The 21,998-nt window shown below is 68.8% G+C and carries 22 protein-coding genes; 14 read left to right on the top strand and 8 right to left on the bottom strand.

The features are described 5' to 3' along the window. Positions 1-42: 42 nt before the first annotated feature. Positions 43-1,374, top strand: coding sequence for an MFS transporter (locus GAA2_RS21685; protein WP_159405739.1), 1,332 nt, complete (start codon positions 43-45; stop codon positions 1,372-1,374). 21 nt (positions 1,375-1,395) lie between these two features. Here GAA2_RS21685 and GAA2_RS21680 read toward each other — a convergent pair whose 3' ends face one another. Next, entirely contained in the window at positions 1,396-2,304 is a 909-nt protein-coding gene (locus GAA2_RS21680) for a LysR family transcriptional regulator ArgP (protein ID WP_096274810.1), read from the bottom strand. An 85-nt stretch (positions 2,305-2,389) separates the two neighbouring features. Here GAA2_RS21680 and GAA2_RS21675 point away from each other — a divergent pair, with 85 nt between their 5' ends. The 3 genes from GAA2_RS21675 (at position 2,390) to GAA2_RS21665 (ending at position 4,713) form a co-directional block, all read left to right on the top strand. Further along, complete coding sequence (locus GAA2_RS21675) at positions 2,390-3,010, top strand: LysE/ArgO family amino acid transporter (RefSeq protein WP_159405738.1); 621 nt, start codon at positions 2,390-2,392, stop codon at positions 3,008-3,010. Between the two features lie 79 nt (positions 3,011-3,089). After that, positions 3,090-3,971 (top strand): YhjD/YihY/BrkB family envelope integrity protein, encoded by an 882-nt coding sequence (locus GAA2_RS21670; protein WP_096274808.1) that lies wholly within the window; start codon positions 3,090-3,092, stop codon positions 3,969-3,971. A 55-nt stretch (positions 3,972-4,026) separates the two neighbouring features. Beyond that, a complete protein-coding gene (locus GAA2_RS21665) occupies positions 4,027-4,713 on the top strand; it encodes a CDP-alcohol phosphatidyltransferase family protein (protein ID WP_096275043.1) in 687 nt (228 codons plus the stop codon). On the opposite strand, the gene GAA2_RS21660 is transcribed toward GAA2_RS21665, so the two are convergent. Then, a complete protein-coding gene (locus GAA2_RS21660; protein ID WP_006436615.1) occupies positions 4,693-5,709 on the bottom strand; it encodes a hypothetical protein in 1,017 nt (338 codons plus the stop codon). The genes GAA2_RS21665 and GAA2_RS21660 overlap by 21 nt on opposite strands. Before the next feature lie 95 nt (positions 5,710-5,804). Here GAA2_RS21660 and GAA2_RS21655 point away from each other — a divergent pair, with 95 nt between their 5' ends. The 4 genes from GAA2_RS21655 (at position 5,805) to crtI (ending at position 9,740) form a co-directional block, all read left to right on the top strand. Further along, positions 5,805-6,419, top strand: coding sequence for a TetR/AcrR family transcriptional regulator (locus tag GAA2_RS21655; protein WP_006436616.1), 615 nt, complete (start codon positions 5,805-5,807; stop codon positions 6,417-6,419). Between the two features lie 153 nt (positions 6,420-6,572). Further along, positions 6,573-7,160 carry an isopentenyl-diphosphate Delta-isomerase gene (idi, locus tag GAA2_RS21650; protein WP_006436617.1) on the top strand — a complete coding sequence of 196 codons (588 nt, stop codon included), beginning with the start codon at positions 6,573-6,575 and terminating at the stop codon, positions 7,158-7,160. 82 nt (positions 7,161-7,242) lie between these two features. After that, on the top strand, positions 7,243-8,154 hold the full coding sequence (locus tag GAA2_RS21645; protein WP_006436618.1) for a phytoene/squalene synthase family protein: 912 nt from the start codon (positions 7,243-7,245) through the stop codon (positions 8,152-8,154). Continuing rightward, positions 8,151-9,740, top strand: coding sequence for a phytoene desaturase family protein (crtI, locus tag GAA2_RS21640; protein ID WP_159405737.1), 1,590 nt, complete (start codon positions 8,151-8,153; stop codon positions 9,738-9,740). The genes GAA2_RS21645 and crtI overlap by 4 nt, the downstream gene beginning before the upstream one ends. A gap of 270 nt (positions 9,741-10,010) precedes the next feature. Here crtI and GAA2_RS21635 read toward each other — a convergent pair whose 3' ends face one another. Genes GAA2_RS21635 through GAA2_RS21615 form a run of 5 tightly spaced genes read right to left on the bottom strand, consistent with a single transcriptional unit; the run spans position 10,011 to position 15,378 of the window. Beyond that, positions 10,011-11,504 (bottom strand): phytoene desaturase family protein, encoded by a 1,494-nt coding sequence (locus GAA2_RS21635; RefSeq protein WP_159405736.1) that lies wholly within the window; start codon positions 11,502-11,504, stop codon positions 10,011-10,013. Continuing rightward, positions 11,501-12,649 (bottom strand): glycosyltransferase, encoded by a 1,149-nt coding sequence (locus GAA2_RS21630; RefSeq protein WP_159405735.1) that lies wholly within the window; start codon positions 12,647-12,649, stop codon positions 11,501-11,503. The genes GAA2_RS21635 and GAA2_RS21630 overlap by 4 nt, the downstream gene beginning before the upstream one ends. Next, complete coding sequence (locus tag GAA2_RS21625) at positions 12,636-13,520, bottom strand: carotenoid biosynthesis protein (RefSeq protein WP_236577699.1); 885 nt, start codon at positions 13,518-13,520, stop codon at positions 12,636-12,638. Before GAA2_RS21625 ends, GAA2_RS21630 begins: the two co-directional genes overlap by 14 nt. Continuing rightward, on the bottom strand, positions 13,517-14,239 hold the full coding sequence (locus tag GAA2_RS21620; protein WP_159405734.1) for a monooxygenase: 723 nt from the start codon (positions 14,237-14,239) through the stop codon (positions 13,517-13,519). The genes GAA2_RS21625 and GAA2_RS21620 overlap by 4 nt, the downstream gene beginning before the upstream one ends. Further along, positions 14,236-15,378 (bottom strand): polyprenyl synthetase family protein, encoded by a 1,143-nt coding sequence (locus GAA2_RS21615; RefSeq protein ID WP_159405733.1) that lies wholly within the window; start codon positions 15,376-15,378, stop codon positions 14,236-14,238. Before GAA2_RS21615 ends, GAA2_RS21620 begins: the two co-directional genes overlap by 4 nt. Positions 15,379-15,501: 123 nt before the next feature. Here GAA2_RS21615 and GAA2_RS21610 point away from each other — a divergent pair, with 123 nt between their 5' ends. Further along, the gene (locus GAA2_RS21610) at positions 15,502-15,795 is read left to right on the top strand and encodes a hypothetical protein (RefSeq protein ID WP_159405732.1); all 294 of its coding nucleotides are present in this window, start codon (positions 15,502-15,504) and stop codon (positions 15,793-15,795) included. Between the two features lie 68 nt (positions 15,796-15,863). Next, a complete protein-coding gene (locus GAA2_RS21605; RefSeq protein ID WP_159405731.1) occupies positions 15,864-17,144 on the top strand; it encodes an alpha-hydroxy-acid oxidizing protein in 1,281 nt (426 codons plus the stop codon). A gap of 64 nt (positions 17,145-17,208) precedes the next feature. Here the strand turns inward: GAA2_RS21605 and GAA2_RS21600 are convergent, their stop codons facing one another. Then, a complete protein-coding gene (locus tag GAA2_RS21600) occupies positions 17,209-18,165 on the bottom strand; it encodes an oxygenase MpaB family protein (RefSeq protein ID WP_159405730.1) in 957 nt (318 codons plus the stop codon). Positions 18,166-18,248: 83 nt separating this feature from the next. On the opposite strand from GAA2_RS21600, the gene GAA2_RS21595 reads away from it, so the two are divergent. The 4 genes from GAA2_RS21595 (at position 18,249) to GAA2_RS21580 (ending at position 21,984) form a co-directional block, all read left to right on the top strand. Beyond that, positions 18,249-18,953, top strand: coding sequence for a TetR/AcrR family transcriptional regulator (locus GAA2_RS21595; RefSeq protein ID WP_024499430.1), 705 nt, complete (start codon positions 18,249-18,251; stop codon positions 18,951-18,953). A gap of 28 nt (positions 18,954-18,981) precedes the next feature. Further along, on the top strand, positions 18,982-19,629 hold the full coding sequence (locus GAA2_RS21590; protein ID WP_024499431.1) for a TetR/AcrR family transcriptional regulator: 648 nt from the start codon (positions 18,982-18,984) through the stop codon (positions 19,627-19,629). Between the two features lie 127 nt (positions 19,630-19,756). Then, entirely contained in the window at positions 19,757-20,971 is a 1,215-nt protein-coding gene (locus GAA2_RS21585; protein ID WP_159405729.1) for an acyl-CoA dehydrogenase family protein, read from the top strand. Further along, positions 20,968-21,984 (top strand): phosphotransferase family protein, encoded by a 1,017-nt coding sequence (locus GAA2_RS21580; protein WP_024499433.1) that lies wholly within the window; start codon positions 20,968-20,970, stop codon positions 21,982-21,984. The genes GAA2_RS21585 and GAA2_RS21580 overlap by 4 nt, the downstream gene beginning before the upstream one ends. Positions 21,985-21,998 lie beyond the last annotated feature (14 nt).

Raw genomic sequence — 21,998 nt, 5'->3', positions numbered from 1 at the left:
ATTCGCTGGCCTGAGAACGTCGGCGTCCGGCAAGCTCGAGGGGTGAGCACCGACGACGACACCCGTCTGCCGCGCGCCTTGAAGCCCCTGGCGCGACGGCAGTACCGGCTGCTGGCGTCGGGTTTGATCCTGGCGATGTTCGGTGACGGGATCTGGACGATCGCGGTGATCTGGCAGGTCATCGCCCTCGGTGACGGACCGGGACAGGTGTCGCTGGCGACCGGGATAGCAGCGGTCGGGATGCTCGTCTCGACCCTCGCCGGCGGTGTGCTGGCCGACCGGATCTCGCAGCGCCACATCATGATCGGCCTCGAGGTCACCAAGATGGTGGCGTTCGGCGCCGTGGGTGTGGCGTCCGTGGCCGGCGTTCTCGATCTCTGGATGGTCGTGGTGGCATCGCTGCTCGCGGGCGCCACGATGGGCATGTACTACCCGGCATACTCGGCGCTGCTGCCCGGTGTGGTCTCGTCGTCGGAACTGCAGGCGGCGAACGGTATCGAGGGTTTCTTCCGCCCGGTGGTTTTCCAGGCGGTCGGCCCGACGGTGGCCGGGGCCGTCATCGGGGCCACCGCGCCGGGGCAGGCGGTCGTGCTGGCCGCGATCGCGTCCATCGCGTCGGGGTTCTGTTATCTGGTGATGGCTCCGGTGACGTCGCGACGACTGGGCGAACCGGCGAGTTCCGAGTCGGAGATCGTGCGCACCGGCGCAGGCGTTGGCGGTGTGGTCGTCGACCTCGTCGAGGGCTTCGTGTACATGATCCGCACGCCGTGGCTGTGGGGGACGCTGTTCTTCGCCTGTGTCCTGGTGCTGGCGACCCTGGGTCCGATCGAGGTGCTCGTGCCCTTTGCCCTGCGTGAGCGCGTCGAGGGTGGCGCTTCGCAGCATGCGTGGGTGCTGGCCGGGTTCGGTATCGGGGCGGCTGTCACGTCGTTGGTGTTCGCGTCGCTGCCGATGCCCCGGCGGTATCTGACGGTCATGTTCGGGGTGTGGTCGTTCTCGAGCGTGCCGCTCGTCCTGATGGGGGTCGCCGATTCGACCTGGCTGTTCGTCGCGGCCGGCTTCGGTATGGGAGTCCTGTTCGACGGCCCGATGGTGTTGTGGGGGACGCTGCTTCAGCGTCGTGCCCCGCCGGCACTGCTCGGCCGAATAGCAAGTCTCGACTTCTTCGTGTCGGTCGCGCTGATGCCGGTGTCGATGGCGATCGCCGCTCCGGTCTCGTCGGCGATCGGGTTGACCGCGACGTTCGTCCTGGCCGGTCTCCTGCCGGTGCCGATCGCGTGGGCGTTCTACTTCGCGGCCCGCATGTGGCGCGACGAGATCGAGCACCCGCTCGTCGACGAGACGCCGCCGAAGCTGGTGCCGGTCAACGACTGACCAGTCCGCCGACGTCGCGGGTCACCGCAGCACCTCCGCGGCGCCTGCGACCACCAGGTCCGTGAGATGGTGTAGCAGAGGGGAACTGAGTTTCCAGTACTGCCAGTAGAGCGGGACGTCGAGGTGATGGTCGGCGATCAGGCGCACCCGGCCGTCGTCGAGTGCGTCGCGGATCTGGACGACGGGGACTGCGCCCCAACCGATTCCGAGGGTCACCGCGCGGTGGTACTCGGTCGACGCCGGGATGTAGGCCGCCGGCGGGTCGACGGCGCGGCCGGCCAGCGCCGCGACCATGTTCAGCTGGATGTGGTCGTTGCGGTCGAACTGGACCATCGGGGCTCTGGACAACGCCTCGGCGTCGAGACCGTCCGGCAGCCAGGTCTCGATGAATTCTGGTGTCGCAACGGGCAGATACCGCATGCTGCCGAGCGGGTGGAGGGTGCAGCCGCGAATGGCGAGAGGGTCCGACGTCACCGCGGCGAGTACGTCACCCGACTTCAGCAGAGCGCCGCTGCGCGTCTCGTCGTCGCGGAACACCTCAACCGCCACCGCGTGCTGCCGGTGGAACCGGGCAAGAACCGGAAGCAGCCAGGTCGCCAGCGAGTCCGCATTCGTCGCGATGGGGAGGTGAACCCGGGGCCGTGCGGTGATCGGGGCATCGTCGTGGTCGGGTTCGCCGACGAACTCGGCGCGCGTCTCGGCGAGCAACAGTTCCCACTGCCTGGCCAACCGGACCAGCACCTCGCCGTCGGGGGTCGCCGACGCCGGTTTGGTCCGGCGCAGCACCACCCGGCCGACCGTGGATTCCAGCGTCTTGATCCGCTGACTGACCGCCGAGGGCGTGATGTGCAGCGACGACGCCGCCGCGTCGAAGGTCCCTTCACGCAGGACTGCGGCCAGCGTGCGCAGACCTTCCTGGCTGATGTCCATGCGACCACGCTAGATGAAGATCAGCTGATGATTCTTTAGAAACATTCGCTGTTCTGATCCGGTCGACGGTCCTAGCGTTCCTTTCGTGTCCACCTACCTGCTTCCCGCGATCGCCGGGCTGCTCACCGGCGCGGGCCTGATCGTGGCGATCGGTCCGCAGAACGTCTTCGTCCTCCGGCAGGGCGTCGCACGTCGGCACACGGGTGCGATCGTGGCCGTGTGCGCGATCTCCGACGTCGCGCTGATCGTCGCGGGCGTGGCCGGTCTCGGCGCGATCGTCGCCGCCCACCCGCAGTTCGTCGCCGTCGCCAAGATCGTCGGCGGTCTCTATGTGCTCGTGCTCGGACTGCTCGCCGCGAAACGCTGCCTCCGCAGCAACGAGGCCATCTCCGCCAACGCCGAAGAGGCCGAATCGGCCGGCCGGTGGGTCGCCGTCGGCACCGCGCTGGCGCTCACGTGGCTCAATCCACACGTCTACCTCGACACCGTCCTGACCATGGGTGCGATCGCCAACGGTCACGGAAACGGCAAGTGGGCCTTCGCCATCGGCGCGTGTCTGGCCAGCATCCTGTGGTTCACCGCGCTCGGGGGAGGGGCCCGGCGCCTGTCGCGCTTCTTCGCCAGCCCGCGCGCGTGGAAGATCCTCGACGCCGTCGTGGCGGTCATCATGATCGGGATGGCGATCGCGCTCTTCGCGTCGGTGTGACCTCGCTGTGACATCGGTGCCGGTGATTGGGCATCCGCAACATGCCTAGTCGAGACCTTTGTCCGGTACACCGGAGAGGGTGACCCTCAGTTCCTCCGCCCCGCCGGCGACTCGCGTGCCGGGGCCGCGGTCGTTCGATGTGCGTGCGGTGGTGTCCGACACGCGGGCCATCCTCGCCCGCGGCGACCTCGCGGCCGCCGCGGCGGCACTGACCTACTACGCCGCGATCGCCGTGGTGCCCTGGGTGTTGCTGGCCATCTGGTCGACGACGTGGATTCGCGGGGCGTCGTCGGCGGAGAGCACATGGCTGGGTCTCGACGTGCTCATCCCACCCGACATGGGCGGTCGCGCGGTCTTCGACGAGGCGGTCGTGATCGGCACCGGACTGTCCGTGCTGAGCGCCCTCGTACTCCTCTTCCCGGCATCGTTCTACGGAGAAGGCCTACGCCGGGCCTGCCTGACCTTCTATCCGAAACGGGATCGCTTCACGGGTTGGCGGTCCCGGTTGTCGGTCCTCGCGCTGTTCGCCCTGGTCCCGACGCTGGCGCACATCGCGGTCACGGTCGGCGGGTCGATCACGGGACTGGCGCCCGACGGCGGCGGCTCCGGAGGTTTCTGGGACCTCGCGACCCGCGTGGTCGTCGGATTCGTCACCGTCTGGCTGAGCCTCGCGGTGGCATTGACGTGGGTGTACTGGAAAGTGACCCCAGGCCGTCCGAGCCTGGCGATCGCCGGGGTCACCGCGCTCGTCACGGCGTCGTTCATCGCCGGATTCGCGCAGGGATTCCTGCTGTTCCTGTCCCTGCCGATCGATGTCGGTATCCCCTACGGCGGCCTGCGCGTCATCGGCGGAGTGGTGGCGGTCGGACTCTGGCTCTACGTCCTGCACGTGCTCGTGATCGTCGGATGGGCTCTCGGGCACGCCCTCGACGGCGCCCGGGTCGACGACCGTGTCGGCTGAACCGCGTCGCCTCGCCGGTGACCGACGACTCGCACGCCGGTCTCAACGGGACACCGTGCTCGACGCGTGGTCGGAGCTGCACGGCGGAATCGATCCCCGTGAATCCTTCTGGGTCGAACGGTGGGTCCTCCTCAGCAACGCGTGTGCGCGGCCGCTCGCGCGCCTCGGCATCTCCCCGAACGCGATCACCGTCTGCGGGGCCCTGGCCACCGCGATCGCTTTCGCGGTGACCTTCGCCGGACACGGATGGTTCGCAGTGGCCGCCGTCGTCATCCTCCTCGCCGCGGTCCTCGACGGCGTGGACGGCGCCATCGCCGCCCAGACCGGTTCGGCGACCCAATGGGGCCGGGTTCTCGACACCATGGCCGATCGCTGGTCGGACATCTTCCTCGCGGGAATCGTGGTGATGGCCGGTGCGCCGCCGTGGATGGGGGTGGTGATCGCGGTGCTGACCCTGTTCCTCGAGGGGACCCGGGCGACGGCCCAGGCGGCCGGGATGGCGGGCCCGGGCAGGGTCACGGTCTGGGAGCGGCCGTCGCGCGTCATCCTCGCCTTCATCGCGATGGTCGCGGCCACCGTCGTGTGGCAGATCGGTCTGTCCGACAGCGATGCCGACGCGCTGGCGGCGACCATCGCCGCGACCGGTGCGATCCTGGCGATGATCGGCCTTCTCCAGCTGTTCGTCGCCGTGTTCCGGCAGACCCGCGGGCGTCCGCCCGAGTCAGACTCGTCGCTGCCGTAGGGCGGAGAGCGCGAGCAGGACCGCGCCGGCGGCGATCCAGCCGAGCAGGATCCACATCGGACCGGCGGTCGAGGCGTCCGGGAAGTAGGCGACCGACCGGGTGAGGGTGCCGCCCGCTCCAGTCGGCAGCCACTGGCCGAGCGTTCCCCACGGCGCGGGGAGCAGGTATGGCGAGGATGCGAGCCCGGAGAGCGGGTTGGAGATCAGCATCATCAGGATCGCCGCGACACCGACGCCGGGTGTCCCGAGGAGTGCGCCGGCACCGGCGGTGAACCAGGAGATGGCGCCGATCAGAAGCGCCAGCGCCATGGCGACCGGCACCACGCGTCCGTCGATCACGCCCAGCCACGACCAGACCGCCGCGAAACCGAGTCCGGCGACCAGTGGGCCGATCAGGACGACGGTGGCCTGCATCCACACCTGCCCGGCGAGAGCGATCGCGGCCGATGCGCCGAGTGCGATACCCGCGATGAGCAGCGGGAGCAGACCGGCCGCGAATCCGGTGCCGCGTGCATCGGTCGACGGCGGTGCGACCACCGATTCGGTGGTGACCGGCAACGACTGCGCGGTGGCGATGCCCGTCCCGACCCCGGCCACGATCTGCGCCAGCGCCGGCGATCCCGCCTCGGCCGTCAGGACGGTGACGCCCTGCGGGCCGACGGTCACGGCACCGACGATGTCGCGGGTCTCGATCGCACTCCGGGCGGCGGCGGCGTCGGCGAACTGCTCGACGACGAAGGCGTCGTCTCCGGCCCGGTCGGCCAGAGCGGACTCGATGGCCTGTGCGGCGCGTGCCGGCGCGACCACGCCGAGCGGGACGTCGTGCGGCTCGGGGTCCACCGCGAGGGAGACGAACATGGCGGCGATCGTGCTGACCACGATCGGGATGGCGAGGACGAGCACGGCGACAAGTCGCCAGGACGGTCCGTGAGGCGCGGGCTTCGGCCCCTTCTCGGTGAGGGGCAGTTGATCTGACGGATCGATGTACGTGGTCATCGCGACCTCCCAAAAAGAACGAACTCTCGTTTTAAGAATTATGCACCGCGGGTTGAGGATCAATCAAGAACGAAGATTCGTTTTATACTCGTCGAATGCCGAAGATCAGCGAGGAACGCAAGCTCGAGCGGAGCCGGCAGATCCTCGACGCCGCGCGCAGCTGCTTCGCCGAGAAGGGTTTCCATCGCGCGTCGATGTCCGACGTCATCCGGGAGTCGGGCCTGAGCGCCGGGGCGGTCTACTCGTACTACTCGTCGAAGGAGCAACTGATCGCCGCGGTGGCACGGTCGGTCTTCCAGGCATACGAAGCGGGCCTCGGCGACCTCGCCGACGGTGACGGCGCTCCCGCGTCGCCCGAGGACGCCGTCCGGGTGCTCGCGGCGCACGTGATGGCCGAGATCGCGCCGCTGACCGACGACTTCCGGATGGTGATGACCATCTGGGGTGAGGCGGCCAACAACCCCGAGCTGCGCGAGATCGTCCGCGAGATCGTCCTGGGGCTGCGCGCGGTCTTCGAGCGCGTTCTGATCAGGTGGCGCGACGCCGGTCACGAACTTCCTGGTGAACCGGCAGATCTGGCCTTGCCGATGGTGTCGGTGATGCAGGGCATCGTCGTGCAGCAGTCACTCGTCGGGGACGTCGACCTCGATGCCTATGTGGACACGTGGTGTGCGCTGATGCGTGCCGCCGGTTTCGGCGACCGGGACTGATCGGCCGGACCTGCCTACCATCGAGGCGAGTGCGCCGAGGCTCCGATCGCCCGCCCGCCGGCCCGAGCCGCGGCCCATCCGATCGGAGCCTCGGTGCCGAACATCGGGTGAGCCTGTGCTCGCCCCCCGATCTCGACTTGTGATGAGGAACAGATGACCAACGACTCGGTGGTTCTCGCCGATGCCGACGGCCGACCGTGTGGTACCGCCGACCGCGAAGGCGTGCACGGCGTCGACACCCCGTTGCACTTCGCGTTCTCGTGCCACCTGGTCGACGGCAACCGGATCCTCATGACCCGTCGGGCCCTGTCCAAGCGCAGCTGGCCGGGAGTGTGGACCAATTCGTTCTGTGGCCATCCGCGTCCGGGTGAGTCCGTCGTCGACGCCGTGCACCGGTATGCGCAGCGTGAGCTCGGGATCGACGTCGACGAGGTGCGCTGCATCCTGCCCGACTTCCGGTACCGCGCCGTCGATGCGAGCGGCATCGTCGAGAACGAGATCTGCCCCGTGTTCGTCGCACGGCCGGTGGGATCGCTCGAGCCGAATCCGGATGAGGTCGCCGAGTACGCCTGGGCCGAGGTCCCGGATGTGTGGGACCTGGTGGCACGCACTCCCTGGGCGGTGAGTCCCTGGTTCGCCGACCAGGTGCGGCAGCTCCCGGGTCCCGATCCCCACGGGTTCGTCGACGGCGCGCTTGTGGATTCGACCCATCCGATGACGGCACGGGCGTCGAATCCATGATGTCGGGACCAGCGGACACGGCGTACCCGCCGTCGTCGCCCCGTCGTTCACATACCCATCGTCACACCGCAGGAGCCATCGGATGATGCATCTACCCGGTCATACCGAAGTGGTCCCGCCACATCGTCGGTACGACGCCGTGGCCGAGGCGAGCGCGGCGCTGGTGATCAGGTCGTACTCGAGTTCTTTCGGGCTCGCCTCCCGGCTGCTCACCCCCGCGATCCGCCGCGACGTCCGCAACATCTACGCGCTCGTCCGCGTCGCCGACGAGATCGTCGACGCACCGCGGCCCGAGCAGGGTCTGGTGGACCGGCGCAACGAACTCGATCAGCTCGAGGAACAGACCGCCGCGGCGATGATCACCGGGTCGAGCAGCAACCTGGTCGTGCACGCCTTTGCGCGGACCGCGCGCCGCGCCGGGATCGACCTGGACCTCGTGACGCCGTTCTTCTCGTCGATGCGTGCGGATCTCACTCAGGTCGAGCATGACTTCGAGAGCCTCGCCGCCTACATCTACGGCTCCGCCGAGGTCGTCGGACTGATGTGCCTGCGGGCGTTCCTGGCCGAGGAGCCCAAGGCCGCCGCACGCTACGACCACCTCGCGCCCGGTGCGCGTCGTCTCGGCGCCGCGTTCCAGAAGATCAACTTCCTACGGGACTTCGGTGAGGACAGTGACGGACTGGGTCGTCGATACCTCGTCGGCCTGGACCCCGATCGTCCCGATGACGGGGCGTGGTCGCTGTGGCTCGACGACATCGATCTCGATCTCACCGCCGCCGCGGCGGCGATCCCGTACCTTCCGGCGAACAGCCGGGTCGCCGTCTGCACCGCACACGACCTCTTCGCCGAACTGACCGCACGCCTACGGGAGTCCTCGGCCGCCGAGGCCAGGAGGCAACGCGTCCGAGTTCCCAACGCCGGCAAGGCGAAGATCGCGGCCGCCGCCGTCGCCCGCCGCGGTATGCCGCGCACACCGAGGGGATTGACCTCATGAACGCACGCAAACGAATCGTCGTCATCGGTGGCGGTGTCGCCGGACTGGCCACCGCCGCACTGCTCGCCCACGACGGGCACGACGTCGAGGTGATCGAGAAGAACGACGACCTCGGTGGACGCGCCGGGCTGTGGAGCGCCGACGGGTTCCGGTTCGACACCGGGCCGTCGTGGTGGCTGATGCCGGAGGTCTTCGACCATTACTTTGAGATGCTCGGTACCTCGACACAGGAACAGCTCGACCTCGTCCGGCTCGACCCGGGGTACCGAGTCTTCTTCGGGGACAACGAATCCGACGAACCACCGATCGACATCTTCGGCGACTTCGAGCGCAACCGCGAGGTGTTCGAGCAGATCGAACCGGGCGCCGGAGCGGCTCTCGAGTCCTACCTCCGGACCGCGCGACAGGCGTATGACCTCGCCGTCGAACGGTTCCTGTACACCAGCTTCGACTCCGTACGCGCGTTCCTGAGCCTGCCGGTACTGCGGCATGCGCCGACCCTCGCGTCACTGCTGACCCGCTCGTTGCAGTCCTTCATCTCCGCGCGCTTCAGCGATCGGCGCCTGCAGCAGGTGCTCGGGTACCCGGCGGTGTTCCTCGGTTCGTCACCGGAGCGGACACCGTCGATGTACCACCTGATGAGCTGGCTCGATCTCGCCGACGGAGTCCGATATCCGCAGGGCGGCTTCACGACTCTCGTCGACGCACTCGAACGCGTCGCACGCGAACGCGGCGTGGTGATCCACACCGGTACGGCGGCGACCGCCGTGCTGACGCGGAAGCGACCAGGTCGGCTACGCCGGCGCCGCGCCGAGGTCGTCGGGGTTCGCGTTCAGGGGGCTGACGGTTCCACGCGAGATGTGCCCGCCGACATCGTGGTCGGAGCGGCCGACCTGCACCACCTCGAGACGAAGCTGCTGCCCGACGACCTGCAGACCTTCCCGCAGCGGTACTGGGAGCGTGCGACCTCGGGGCCGGGTGCGGTGCTGGCCTATCTCGGCGTGAGCGGTGAGCTGCCCGAACTGGCCCACCACTCGCTGTTCTTCACCGAGGACTGGAAGACCAACTTCGACGCCATCTTCGAAACACCCACGCGGGTACCCGATCCCGCATCGCTGTACGTGTGCAAGCCGTCGGCGACCGACGAGTCGGTTGCCCCCGACGGTCACGAGAACGTCTTCATCCTCGTCCCGGTCCCGCCCGATCCGGGTCTGGGACACGGTGGGGTCGACGGTGGCGGCGACCCCGACATCGAGAAGGTCGCCGACCGCGCCATCGCGATGATCGGACAGTGGTCCGGTGTCCCCGATCTCGCCGACCGCGTCGTCGTACGACGCACCGTCGGCCCCGCGGACTTCGTCGACAACGTGAACTCGTGGTGCGGTGGGGCTCTGGGGCCGGCACACACGTTGCGCCAGAGCGCATTCCTGCGTTCGACGAACCGCTCGCGCAAGGTCGAGGGGTTGTACTACGCGGGGTCGAGCACCCGGCCGGGCATCGGCTTGCCGATGTGCCTGATCAGTGCCGAACTGATCCGCAAGCGGCTCAACGGAGATCACTCCGTAGGGCCCACGCCGACGCGCTGACCCCGCTGCCTGAGGTGTGCGGAGCGCAAGCCGCCGGGCTGAGTAGCGACGAAGGAGCGTATCGAAGTCGACGGCCCCCTGCCGCCTGAGGTGTGAGGAGCGCGAGCGACGGCCCCCCTGCCGCCTGAGGTGTGAGGAGCGCAAGCCGCCGGGCTGAGTAGCGACGAAGGAGCGTATCGAAGTCGACGGCCCCCTGCCGCCTGAGGTGTGAGGAGCGCAAGCGACGAGCCTCGAAGGCCTGGTGAGGCATTCCCTGGGAGGGTTCACTCCTCAGGAGCGTGCGGCGATCAGGTCCGCCACGATCTTCGCCGACATCATCACGAGCGGTAGCCCACCGCCCGGGTGCGACGACCCGCCCACCAGGTAGAGGCCCGGAACGGGCGAGGTGTTCTTGGGCCGCAGGAACGCCGCCCGCGGACCGTTCGACGACGAGCCGTAGATCGAACCGCCGGGCGTCATGGTGCGGCGCTCCAGATCTGCTGGCGTGACCAGCAGCCGATGGCGGACCCGGTCGCCGACGTCGACGCCGCGGTCGGCCATCACAGCCATGATCTGGTCGGCGTAGCTCTCTGCGAGTCCTGGTGCATCCCAGTCCACTCCGTGCTCGGGATCGTGCCGGGGCGCGTTGACGAGCACGAACCAGGCGGCCGTCTCCGGTCCCGGGACGATCTCGGGATCGTCGGGTGCGGAGATGTACACGGTCGGTCGGGCGACGGGGCGCGGTGGACCGTTGAAGCCGAAGACGGCGTCGAACTCCTCGTCGTAGTCCTCGGCGAACAGGACGTGGTGATGTGGCTGCCCGGCGGGCGGGTCGTCGAGGGCCAGGAGCAGGACGAAGCCCGACAGTGACGGCGTCGAACGTCGCAGCAGCGCAGACGGAATGCGGGCAGGACGGCGCGGTACGAGGCGGTCGTACACCTGGCGGGCGTCCGCATTCGCCACGACGATGTCGGCGGAGCGCCTGCTGCCGTCGGCGAGAACGACGCCGTCGACATGTGCGCGTTCGTCCGTCGACACCCGGGACACCTCGACACCGAACTCGATCCGGCCGCCGAGGGCGAGGAGACGATCCCGCATCGCGGTCGCGATCCGTCCGAGACCGCCGCGGACATACCAAGAGCCCCAGGCCTGTTCGGCCCACGGGACGGACGCCAGTGCCGCCGGTGCGCGTCGCGGATCCGACCCGGTGTAGGTGGCGTAGCGGTCGAGGAGCATCGCCAGGCGGGGATCGTCGAGATACTCGGACCCGAGCCCGCGCAGGGATTTCCAGGGCGCCACGGTGCGGACATCCGACGGTGTCGCGATCCCGCCGATCATCGTCCGCACGCTCATCGGCGACTCCAGGAAGGGGCCGTGGGTCACGTCCCAGATGGCCTGGGCGCGAGCGAGAAACGCCGACCACTGATCGCCACGTCCGGGACCCAGTGCGGTGTCGAGCGCGGACGGGATGTGGTCGAGGGTGTCGGGCAGCTCGAGTTCGGTGCCGTCGGGGAAGCGGTAACGTGCGGCGACGGGCAGCCGCCGGAGTTCGAGTACATCGTCCACGGATGCGCCGGTGTCATCGAACAGTTCGGTGAGGACGTGTGGCATGGTCACCAGGGACGGGCCGGTGTCGAAGACGAAGCCGTCGTGCTCGATCACGCCGAGTTTGCCACCGACGGAGTCGAACTGTTCGAGCACGGTGACGTCATGACCGGCCGCCTGCAGGCGCATCGCGGTGGCGAGCCCGCCGACGCCCGCGCCGATCACGATGACCCGGCTCATCGGTCGACCTCGATGGTGCGTCCCTTCCACCGGAGTTCGCCGCGGCGTCGGGCGATCGTCGAATCTGCTGCGAGGAAGGCGAACAGCGCGATCGAGGCGGGGTGTCCGAAGGCGTCGGGGAACGTGCGTCCACCGGTGCATCGGGCGGCCACCAGTCGGGAGGCGACGCCGGCGAAGTACCCCACCAGTCCGGTGCGCGACCCGGTGAGTGCGGCGAGCGCCGGGATCACATACATCAGGCAGAGGGCGGCGGTCACCGCGGATGTGCCGGCCGGGGAACCGAACGCAGACCACAGCGATTTGCGGTATCCCGCACGGACTTCGTGCCAACCTTCGTACATGTGGCAGATCGCCACGGTGCTTCCCTCGGCGACCACGCCGCGGCCGCCTGCGGCCTTGATCGCCCGCAGCAGGGCGATGTCCTCCAGGACGACGTCGCGGACGGCCTCATGACCGCCGGCCCGTCGGTAGGTGTCGGCGTCGACCATCAGGAACTGACCGTTCGCAGCCGTCAGGGACTCGCGCGGGGAACGCTCGGCGAGTCCGAGCGGAAGCGTGCTCATCCACGACCACTGGAGCAGCGGCTGCACCAGGCGTTCGGCCGCACTGGTCGCGACCTGCCGGGGATAGGGGCTGACGAGATCGAGCCCGGAGGCGCGCAGCAACGCGACCGACGACGTGAACGCGTGCGGTTCGACCACGACGTCGGCGTCGACGAAGGCGAGGACCCCGTCGGGGAGGGTTCCGTCGGCCAGGGCGTTGTCCGCCAATTGCCGGCAGGCCCAGGTCTTCCCGAGCCATCCGTGCGGGGGTGGGGAACCCTCGAACACCTCGATCCGGTCGTCGTGCGCGGCGAGTCGTGCCAGCACGGCGTCGGTTCCGTCGGCCGAGCCGTCGTCGAGCACCAGCACGCGTACCGGTCCGGGCCAGCGGTCGATGGCGTCGAGGACGGCGGTGAGACAACGTTCGGCCCTGGTGACCTCGTTTCGCATCGGGATGAGGACCGAGAGCGGTTCGGCGGGCGGGATGTCGGTGAGGCCGGGCCGGCGGACTCGGATCGCGTTGTCGACGGTGAGAGCGAGCGATGCCAGCGAGAGACCGGTCCCCACCGTCACCGTGCGATGCCACAGGTCAGTCGCGCGCACGATGTCTCCTGGACTGGATCGATCGCACCTCGAGCACGAGCAGCGGCAGCGCGACCACCCCCATCACCACGGCACCGGACAGTGCGACCGTCGGCCGGCCGAAGAACACGGCGTGCGCCATGACCGACGAGAAGTAGGTCCACAGATAGGCAGTGACGGGAACCGCGTCGTCCGTGTTCTCGTGCCCGGCGCCGACCACGCGGTCGAGGACGGCGATCATCAGGAACGAAACCAGAAGCCAGCCCGCGAAATTCGTCAGTGGGATGTCGTCGACACCGGGCAGGGACGGTTCGGGGAACTGCCACACCCAGTGCCCCTGGTCGACCATCTGGGGATCGAGGAAGACGTCCCACGCGGTGAGGGCATAGGCGCCCAGGAACGCGGTGGCCACACGCGCACGCGTGCCGGACAGGTTCAGTGCCCCGATGAGTCGCCGGGTGACGGCGAGCGCAGGCCACGACATCATGATCCAGGCCAGCGGCACCAGAACCGGCACGCCGAGAATCTTGAGGCCCAGACCGTCGGTGTAGGCATATGTGCCGAACGGGAATCCGGTACTGACACCGATCGCCTCGGCGACCAGCCCGCCGCCGCCGGCGATCACCACCAGACCCACCGCGGCCCCGAGCCCGCGCGTGGCAGCCAGATGGATCACCGACGCCGACGCCAGCAGCACCACGCTCGCGACGGTCAGCGGAAGAGTGCCACCACCGGTCAGCGGGAAGGCGATCTGGACCCCGATGGTCGCGGCGAGGAGAACCCACGCGACCGGGATGAGGTGGTGACGGCGGGATGATCTGCGCGCCGGGCCTTCGTGGCTCGTCGCTTGCGCTCCTCGCACCTCAGGCGGCGAATGTCTGGTCGTGCTCATGCGGATCTCCCCTGGTACGTCCCCGTGACGTCGAGGACGGCGAACCGGGCAAAGAGTTCCTCGGCGTACCAACGGGCGGGCTTGGTGCGCGAGATGGCGGACTTGTGGGCGGGGGAGCGGTAGGCGAAGTCGGTGAGGTCGTGCGCGGAGTCCCAGAGCGAGAACGTGCCCTGGACGCCGATCGGCAGCTCGCCGACGCCGAGCGCGAGTCGATTCCCCTGTGCGCCGGCCAGTTCCGAGGCCACCGGCGGAACGGCCCGCCAGAAGGACGCCATCGTCGTCGGTCGCAACCGGGCGCGGGTGAGTGCGGCGACCGGTCCCGCCCAATCACGTGGCCGGACCCCGGTGGCCGGCTGGCCGTCGTGCGACCGATGGCCGAACGGATCGACCCTCGACCACCGGCCCTTCGACCGGAGCGGCCGCATCGTGATGCGCAGTTCCTCGGTGCTCGAGTCCTGCCAGCGTCGCAGGACCCGCGAGTTCGACGAGGCGCGCGCCGCATCGTCGTCGTTCCAGACGGTGAGCGCTGCCCAGTGCCGCAGGTCGGCGCTCTCCATCGTGAAAGTCCTGGCGGTTCCGGTGCCGAGCAGTTTCGCGAACCGGAGTCCCGGGGTCGCCCGTAGCGCGCGGCGTCCCGATGCCATCCGGCCGAGCGCGGGCATCACCCGGTCGACGCCCCAGATGCGCAACTCGACCGTCGGGACACCATCCGAGTTCATGAGCGGCGCCACACACAACGTTCGACGAGGGAGGTGAGCGCCTGGCGGGTCTGGTCGTCCACCGAGGCGTGCGCGACGACGTCGAGAGCGTCCTCGGCGAGCTCGACGATGCGTTGTTCGACGCGTTCGAGCGCGCCGGTGGATTCCACGACCTCGCGCATCCGTGCGGCACCGTCGGCGTCGAGATCCGGGTTGCCGAGGCAGTTGGCCATCACCCGCCGTTCCGTCCAGGTCGCCGATTCCTCGGCCAGTGCCATCAGCATGGTGCGCTTGCCCTCGCGGATGTCGTCGATCGTCGGCTTCCCGGTGACCTTCTCGTCGCCGAAGACACCGAGGATGTCGTCGCGCAGCTGAAATGCTTCACCGGCGCTGAGCCCGATGCGGTCGTAGTCGGCCAGGAGGCCGGCGTCCGCGCCGGCGAGCGTGCCACCGAGTCGGAGCGGTTGCCCGATGCTGTAGCGGGCGCTCTTGTATCGGAGGACGCGCACGGTCCGGTCGGGGTCGGTGTGCTCCTCGGTCTGGCCGAGCATGTCCAGGTACTGCCCCGCGTAGGCCTCGTTGCGCATCTCCGTCCAGGTCTCGCGCACGGCTTGCCGGACGTCCCGGCGCACGGCGTCGACCGCTGCGGCGACCAGATCGTCCGACCACGAGAGGCACATGTCGCCGACGAGGATCGCGACGGCGGTGCCCCACGTGTCGGAATCGCCGCGGCGCCCGTCGGCGCGATGCGTGTCGGCGAAGTGGCGGTGGACGGTGGGGAGGCCGCGACGGGTGTCGGAGTCGTCCATCACGTCGTCGTGGACCAGGGCGGCGAAGTGGAACAACTCGATCGCGGACGCCAACTCGACGACGCCGGGCACCGTCTGCCCACGTGCCGCACCTCGTGCACCCCACAGGCAGAAGGCTGCGCGCAGGCGCTTGCCACCGCCGATACGTCCCCCGATGGCATTGACCGCGGGAGCGAGCTCGGCCCCCACTTTCTGCAGCGTCAGCGCATGGCGGCGAAAGTGCGCGGCCAGGACCTCCTCGACGAGTTCCAGGTCGGTCGTCGCGTCGTCGATCGCGCGGAGACCGGAGTTCGTGTCGAGGACAGGCCGGTGGGGGAGGGATGAGTCGGTCATCTCTGCGGTCTGGGTCATGTCGAGGCCCTTCGGGGTGCGGGTCGGCTGTCGGGTCCGCCGGCGGATGCGGGTACCCGGTCTTCGGAGCGATGACACCCGACGGATGGGTGCGGGCTCCGGGATGCCGGTAGGTTGGGTCGCATGGCAGTGGATGCAACGGTTCCCGTGGTGGCGGTCGGTCTGGTCGGCGGTTTCGCGGCGGCGCGATACAGCGGTCGGCGAGAGCTGGGCGGGGTGGTCCTCGCGACGGCAGGCGCCTGGTGCACCCGACGGTGGGCGGTCGAGAAGGGTCCGGCGGTGGCGGGCGGTCTGCTCGCCACCTACCTGGCGACGTTCGGCGGCTCGCATCCGCTCGCGAAGAAGATCGGTGCCTGGCCGTCCGTGGGCCTGGTGACGGTTGCCGCCGCCGGCGTGACGGCGATCGCCACGCGCTGAGTCCGGGTCCCTCGGACACCGCCGGAATCGTCCCGGGCCGGGCGATGCCGACGTTACGATCGGCTCCCATGACCACGGGATACGGGCGAGCGCGGCAGAACGACATCTACACCGCTGGTGTTCACCGGCGAAAGCCACGCGTGCCAACGGATTTCGCGGAACTCGAACGTCGCGCCAAACGGGCGATGTCGGCCCGCGCGTGGGCGTACATCGGCGGCGGTGCCGGTGAGGGTCGCACGATGGCGGCCAACCGCCGGGCCCTGGACCGCTGGGCGATCGTGCCACGAATTCTCCGCGATGTCTCCGAGCGAAACCTCGAGGTCGAACTGTTCGGGCGTCGCATCCCGGCACCGGTGTTGTTCGCGCCGGTCGGTGCCGGGTCCCTGGCCGCTCCGGATGCCGACCGGCTGATCGGTCACGCGGCCGCGGAACTCGGTGTGCCGTACATCTTTTCGAACCAGGCGAGTGTGCCGATGGAGACCGTGGCCGCCGAGATGGACGGTGTGGCGCCAGGTGCGCCGCGATGGTTCCAGCTGTACTGGTCCACCGACGACGAGTTGGTCGACAGCCTGCTCGCCCGTGCGGAGGAAATCGGTGCCGACGCGGTGGTCGTCACCTTGGACACCACGATGCTCGGATGGCGTCCCCAGGACCTGAACCTGGGATCGCTACCGTTCGCGCGGGGTGAGGGCATCGCGCAGTACACCTCGGACCGGCGCTTCGTCGACATCGTCACCGAGCGGCTACGCACCGCCGCCGGGGAACGACCCGAGATCTCCCTCGGTGCCATCGCGACCCTGATCTCGATCACGCGCAACGCGCCGGGGCGCTTCCTCGCGAATCTCACGTCGGCCCGACCGCGCGCCGCGGTACAGACCTTTCTCGACATCTATTCGCGTCCGTCGCTGAGCTGGGACGATCTCGCGGGGCTGCGCGGGCGGACGTCGCTGCCGATCGTGCTCAAGGGAGTGCTCCATCCCGACGATGCCCGTCGCGCCGTCGACGCCGGGGTCGACGGCATCATCGTGTCCAACCACGGTGGACGCCAGATCGACGGTGCCGTGAGCACGATCGACGCCCTCGAGGAGATCGCGCCCGCCGTCGACGGCCGGATCAAGGTGCTCATCGACTCCGGGATCTACACCGGCTCAGACGTTTTCAAGGCACTCGCGCTCGGCGCCGACGCCGCCTGCATCGGCCGGCCGCACATGTACGGGCTGGCGCTCGCCGGTGCCGACGGTGCACGCGACGCGGTGGCCGACATCATCGCCGAACTCGACCTCACGCTCGGACTCGCCGGCCATACCGACGTCGCCGCGCTCGATCGCGACGCGGTGCGGCGGGTGTGACACCGAAAAGCCCGTCCCGCTCGCGATGAGCGGGACGGGCTTCCCCCAACCGGGAACTGACGGTTCAGACCAGTGGGCGACCGGTGCGCATCCGCCACCGGACGTCGGCGAGCAGCAGGTTGAACGGGAAGCTGCGAACCGGTTTGGGTGCGCGGGTGATGATCGCCCGGAGTGCGGCGTTGTGCTTGTCGAAGAACAGTTGCTGCCACGGCGACAGTCGCACGTCCATCTTCCGGCGGAAGTTCTCCGGCAGGAAGCCGATGGCCAGGATCTCGAAGTACCAGCCCAGAAGCTTGGCCACGATCGGACCCAGGAACTCGGCGCGGGCGATCCGCATCAGGTACTCACGGATGACCGGGTCGATCTCGAGGGTCTCGACGGTCTCGTTCCAGTACTCCTCGAAGGCCGCTCGATCGGTCGGCCAGGCCTCGCGCGGGACCTGCAGGGTGGTGCCCAGGACTGCGCCGGCCTGGTAGAACTCGTCGGTCACCTCGGTCATCCCGCCGAAGATCCGATGGACGTCCTCGGTGCCGCGGTACAGGCAGGCCGCGACCCACAGTTGCAGCTTCGGGTCGAAGGCGTTGTATTTGACCGGGCTGTCGGTGGTGGACCGGACCTGCGCGTGGGCTTTGCCGATCGCCTTGCGGTAGGCCTTGCGATCCTTGGCGCTGCCCAGACCGGCGACCGCGAGGTAGCTCAGAGTGGTGCGGCCGCGCTTGAGGGGATGCTTGAACAGATTCCCCGAGTCGACGCGACTCTCGTACACGCCGTAACCCACCGCGGGCAGGCTCAGCTGCATGATGACGTTCGCCGCGCCGGCGAGGACTCCGATGCCCAACGGATCGAGGTTCTGTGCGGAGGGGAGTGCGTCCAGTTCGGCGCGGGACATGCGTGCGGTCGACGGCAGGAACTCGGTGTCGGGTTTCTCCGCGGCGAGGAACTGCTCGATCTCGGGTGTGGCGTCGGCCGACGTTTGCGGCGACAGGGCCGAGCTTCCACTGGTGATAGGCTCCGATGCCATCGAACCCCTCCTGGTCGGATTTAGGAAACGTTTGTTTCCCGTTTTATAAAACATGAACTTACTGGGGTGTCAAGATAGGAACCATGGGAAGAGGACCTTCGACCCCGGAAACCGGGTCCGACGCCGCTGCGTCGGATGCGGCTGCTTCCCTCCGCGCGTACGGCGGCGAGGGTGGCGACACCCGGGTCGCGCGACGCCGCGCATCGCTGATCGACGCAGCTCTGGACCTGCTCGGCGCCGATGACGCGGAGGCGGTCACGGTGCGCGGCGTCTGCCGGCGGGCCGGCCTGACCGCTCGATACTTCTACGAGAGTTTCGAGTCGGTCGATCAGCTCGTCGGTGTGGTGTACGACGAAGTCATCGAGGAGATCGCACATTCGAGCCTCGCCGCGTTCTCCGAGGGCGCGACCATGCGCGCCAAGGTGGCCGGAGCGGTCGCCGCGATCGTCGACCTCATCGATCAGGATCGACGCAAGGGTCGACTGCTGTTCTCGCAAGCCCTGCTGAGCCCGGTGATCGCGGCGAAGCGGATGGAGTCCACCGCACTGTTCGCGGGTCTGACGCTCCAGAGCACCTCGTCGATTCTCGATGTGCACGTCGGCCCCGCGCAGGCGACGGGCGTGGCGCATTACCAGGTGGGTGGGTTGAGTCGCCTGCTCGCGGCCTGGCTCGAGGGCGACGTCGAGCTCACGAAGTCGGAGGTCGTGGACCTCAGCATCGCGTTGCTCGTGTCCCCCGCGGAGATCCTGGAGAAGAGCCTGTCCCACCGCAGCGCCGATGGTGAGTAGTGCCGCCTGTGGAGATATGTTTGAACCCATGAACAGCGGAACCGGCGAAACCGACGTACGACCGGCGAAGCAACCTCTCGGCGCGTGGCGTGACTACGGCGAGCCCGAGCTCCCGATCCCGCTGGCAGCGGCCCTCGAGGCGTTCGCCGAGCAGGGCTATCACGGCACGTCGGTCAGAGAGGTCGCCGCGCGGGCGAACCTCTCGGTGCCGGGGCTGTACCACCACTACCCGTCGAAGCAGTCCCTGTTGCAGGGTCTGCTCGAGCGGACGATGACCGACCTGCTGGCCCGGTCGGAGGCGGCGATCCTCGAAGCCGGACCGGAGCCGGTGAAGCAGTTCGACGCGGTCGTCGAATCCTTGCTGCGGTTCCACATGTACCGCCGGGAGCAGGCATTCGTCGGTTCCACGGAGATCCGGAGTCTCGACGACGACTACCGGCCGAAGTACATCGGCCACCGGGACCGTCAGCAGCGGATGGTCGACGAGATCGTCTTCGCCGGCGTGGAGGCGGGCGACTTCACCACCGAGTACCCGAAGGATGCGGCCCGGGCCGTGGCCACGATGTGCGTAGGTGTCTCGACCTGGTTCAAGCTCGACGGACTGCTGGGCCCGGATGAACTGATCGCGCGGAACCTCCAGCTCGCCCGTGCGCTGGTGGGCTACCGCACCAGCTGACGGCACGGATTTCGACCCGGTCCGCCTTGACCGGGATGGCATTGCCTGGCAAGGTATGGACGGCCGAACGATCGCTCGGTCGGCGTCGGGGTCAGTTAGTCCCGTCGGTCCAGTCAAAGGAGTCACGATGCCCATAGACCTGCGCCACGATCCCGCAGTGGTCGAACTGGTCGAGAAGACCGAACGTTTCGTCCGCGAGTACGTGTTGCCGCTCGAGGACGCGCACGCCGGCGACATAACCGCAGCCGGCGGTGACGACCTCCGCCGCGAGATGAACGCGAAGGCCAAGGCAGAGGGCATCTTCGCCCCGCACGCGCCGGTCGAGTTCGGCGGACTCGGGCTGAACATGACCGACCGCGCACCGGTTTTCGAGGCGGCGGGCTACTCCACCTTCGGACCCGTGGCGCTGCACATCGGCGCCCCGGACGAGGGCAACGTGCACATGCTCGCCCACATCGCCAGCGAGGAGCAGCGTCACAAGTACCTGGCCCCGCTCGCCACCGGTGAGGTCCGCTCCGGTTTCGCCATGACCGAGCCGGCCCCCGGCGCGGGATCTGATCCGAATGCGCTGCGCACGCAGGCGGTCCGGGTCGACGGCGGCTGGAAGATCAACGGCAAGAAGCACTTCATCACCGGTGCCGAGGGTGCGGGGTTCTTCATCATCATGGCCCGCACCGCGGGGTCGCCCGGCGATCGCGGCGGTGCCACGATGTTCCTGGCTCCGGCCGACACCCCGGGAATCACCGTCGGCCGTCACATCAACACCATCGACAAGGCGATGATCGGCGGGCACTGCGAGGTCACGTTCGACGACCTGTTCGTCCCCGACGCCGACATCCTCGGCGAGGTCGACGAGGGCTACCGCTACGCGCAGGTCCGGCTCGGCCCGGCCCGCATGACCCACGTCATGCGCTGGCTCGGAGCTGCCAAGCGCTGCCACGACGTCGCCGTCGACTATGTCTCGCGCCGTGAGGGATTCGGTGGCCGACTCGGCGACCTCGGCATGATCCAGCAGATGATCGCCGACAACGAGATCGACCTCGCCGCATCGCGTGCGCTCCTGCTCAAGGCCTGTCACGAACTGGACCTGGGCAACCACGCATCCGACGAGACGTCGATCGCGAAGACCTTTGCCGGTGAGGCATATTCACGCATCGCCGACCGCAGCATCCAGATGTGCGGTGGTCTCGGTGTCTCCGCCGACCTGCCGATCGCGCGCCTGTCGCAGGAGCTCCGGCCGTTCCGCGTCTACGACGGTCCGTCCGAGGTCCATCGCTGGGCCATCGCGCGCCGCGCCGTCGGCCGGGCGAAGAAGGCACAGGCCGCGGTGGCTGCGAAATGACCGGCGTCGAATCAGCTCTCGAGGCGGACAAGCTCCGCCGGCTCCTCGTCGACAACGGTGTCGAACTCGCCGGCGACCTGTCGATCGACCTCATCAGCGGTGGTAAGTCGAACCTGACCTACACCGTCACCGACGGCCAGAGCAGGTGGGTGGCGCGTCGTCCACCGACTGGTGGACTCACGCCGTCCGCCCATGACATGAACCGCGAGTGGGCCGTCACCAGTGCGCTGCAGTCGACCTCGGTGCCGGTCGCGCGAACCGTCGCCTTCGACTCCGACGGGTCGATCATCGGGGCGCCCTGCACGGTCGTCGAATTCGTCGACGGGCGGGTGGTGCGCACCGCCGAGGATCTCGCCGTGTACTCCGACGAGGAGGTGGCCGCCAATCTCGACGGTCTCGTCCGGACGCTCGCCGACCTGCACGCCGTCGACTACCACGCCGTCGGTCTCGGTGACTTCGGCCGGCCGGCCGGGTTCGCTGCGCGACAGGTCAAGCTGTGGGCCCGTCAGTGGGGTCACGTGAAGACCCGCGAGCTGCCCGACGTGGAGCGCCTCGTCGAGGCGCTGTCCGAGCGTGTGCCCGAGAAGGCCCGGGAATCGGTGGTGCACGGGGACTTCCGCGTCGACAACACGATCGTGGACGCGAACGACCCGGCACGCATCGCCGCTGTCGTGGACTGGGAGATGTCGACGCTCGGCGATCCACTGACCGACGTCGCGCTCATGTGCGTGTACCGGACCGGTGCCTTCGACCAGGTGCTCGGCTTCTCCGCGGCGTGGACCAGCGATCGCTACGCATCCGTGGACGAGATCGCGCAGAAGTATGCCACCGCAACCGGTTCCGATCTCGGCGACTGGGATTTCTACCTCGGTCTCGCCAACCTGAAGCTCGGCGTGATCGCCGAGGGCATCACCTACCGCGCCCTCTCGGGCGCGTCGTCGGGCGATGGCGCCGAGCGTGCGGGTGAGGCCACCGCGGCTTTCATCGCCGACGGTCTGCGCCACATCAGCTGAGAGTCACGTCGGAA

It is taken from the genome of Gordonia ajococcus (genome assembly GCF_012974285.1).
Lineage (GTDB): Bacteria > Actinomycetota > Actinomycetes > Mycobacteriales > Mycobacteriaceae > Gordonia > Gordonia amicalis.
Note: the sequence above shows the minus strand (reverse complement) of the source record. Positions and strands in the feature narration are given on the sequence as shown.

Coding starts and splice junctions, on each gene's coding strand:
- GAA2_RS21680 (WP_096274810.1), bottom strand. CDS start 2,304: ATGGACATCAGCCAGGAAGGTCTGCGCACGCTGGCCGCAGTCCTGCGT.
- GAA2_RS21660 (WP_006436615.1), bottom strand. CDS start 5,709: ATGACCACGTACATCGATCCGTCAGATCAACTGCCCCTCACCGAGAAG.
- GAA2_RS21655 (WP_006436616.1), top strand. CDS start 5,805: ATGCCGAAGATCAGCGAGGAACGCAAGCTCGAGCGGAGCCGGCAGATC.
- idi (WP_006436617.1), top strand. CDS start 6,573: ATGACCAACGACTCGGTGGTTCTCGCCGATGCCGACGGCCGACCGTGT.
- GAA2_RS21645 (WP_006436618.1), top strand. CDS start 7,243: ATGATGCATCTACCCGGTCATACCGAAGTGGTCCCGCCACATCGTCGG.
- crtI (WP_159405737.1), top strand. CDS start 8,151: ATGAACGCACGCAAACGAATCGTCGTCATCGGTGGCGGTGTCGCCGGA.
- GAA2_RS21635 (WP_159405736.1), bottom strand. CDS start 11,504: ATGAGCCGGGTCATCGTGATCGGCGCGGGCGTCGGCGGGCTCGCCACC.
- GAA2_RS21625 (WP_236577699.1), bottom strand. CDS start 13,520: ATGAGCACGACCAGACATTCGCCGCCTGAGGTGCGAGGAGCGCAAGCG.
- GAA2_RS21620 (WP_159405734.1), bottom strand. CDS start 14,239: ATGAACTCGGATGGTGTCCCGACGGTCGAGTTGCGCATCTGGGGCGTC.
- GAA2_RS21615 (WP_159405733.1), bottom strand. CDS start 15,378: ATGACCCAGACCGCAGAGATGACCGACTCATCCCTCCCCCACCGGCCT.
- GAA2_RS21610 (WP_159405732.1), top strand. CDS start 15,502: ATGGCAGTGGATGCAACGGTTCCCGTGGTGGCGGTCGGTCTGGTCGGC.
- GAA2_RS21605 (WP_159405731.1), top strand. CDS start 15,864: ATGACCACGGGATACGGGCGAGCGCGGCAGAACGACATCTACACCGCT.
- GAA2_RS21600 (WP_159405730.1), bottom strand. CDS start 18,165: ATGGCATCGGAGCCTATCACCAGTGGAAGCTCGGCCCTGTCGCCGCAA.
- GAA2_RS21595 (WP_024499430.1), top strand. CDS start 18,249: ATGGGAAGAGGACCTTCGACCCCGGAAACCGGGTCCGACGCCGCTGCG.
- GAA2_RS21590 (WP_024499431.1), top strand. CDS start 18,982: ATGAACAGCGGAACCGGCGAAACCGACGTACGACCGGCGAAGCAACCT.
- GAA2_RS21585 (WP_159405729.1), top strand. CDS start 19,757: ATGCCCATAGACCTGCGCCACGATCCCGCAGTGGTCGAACTGGTCGAG.
- GAA2_RS21580 (WP_024499433.1), top strand. CDS start 20,968: ATGACCGGCGTCGAATCAGCTCTCGAGGCGGACAAGCTCCGCCGGCTC.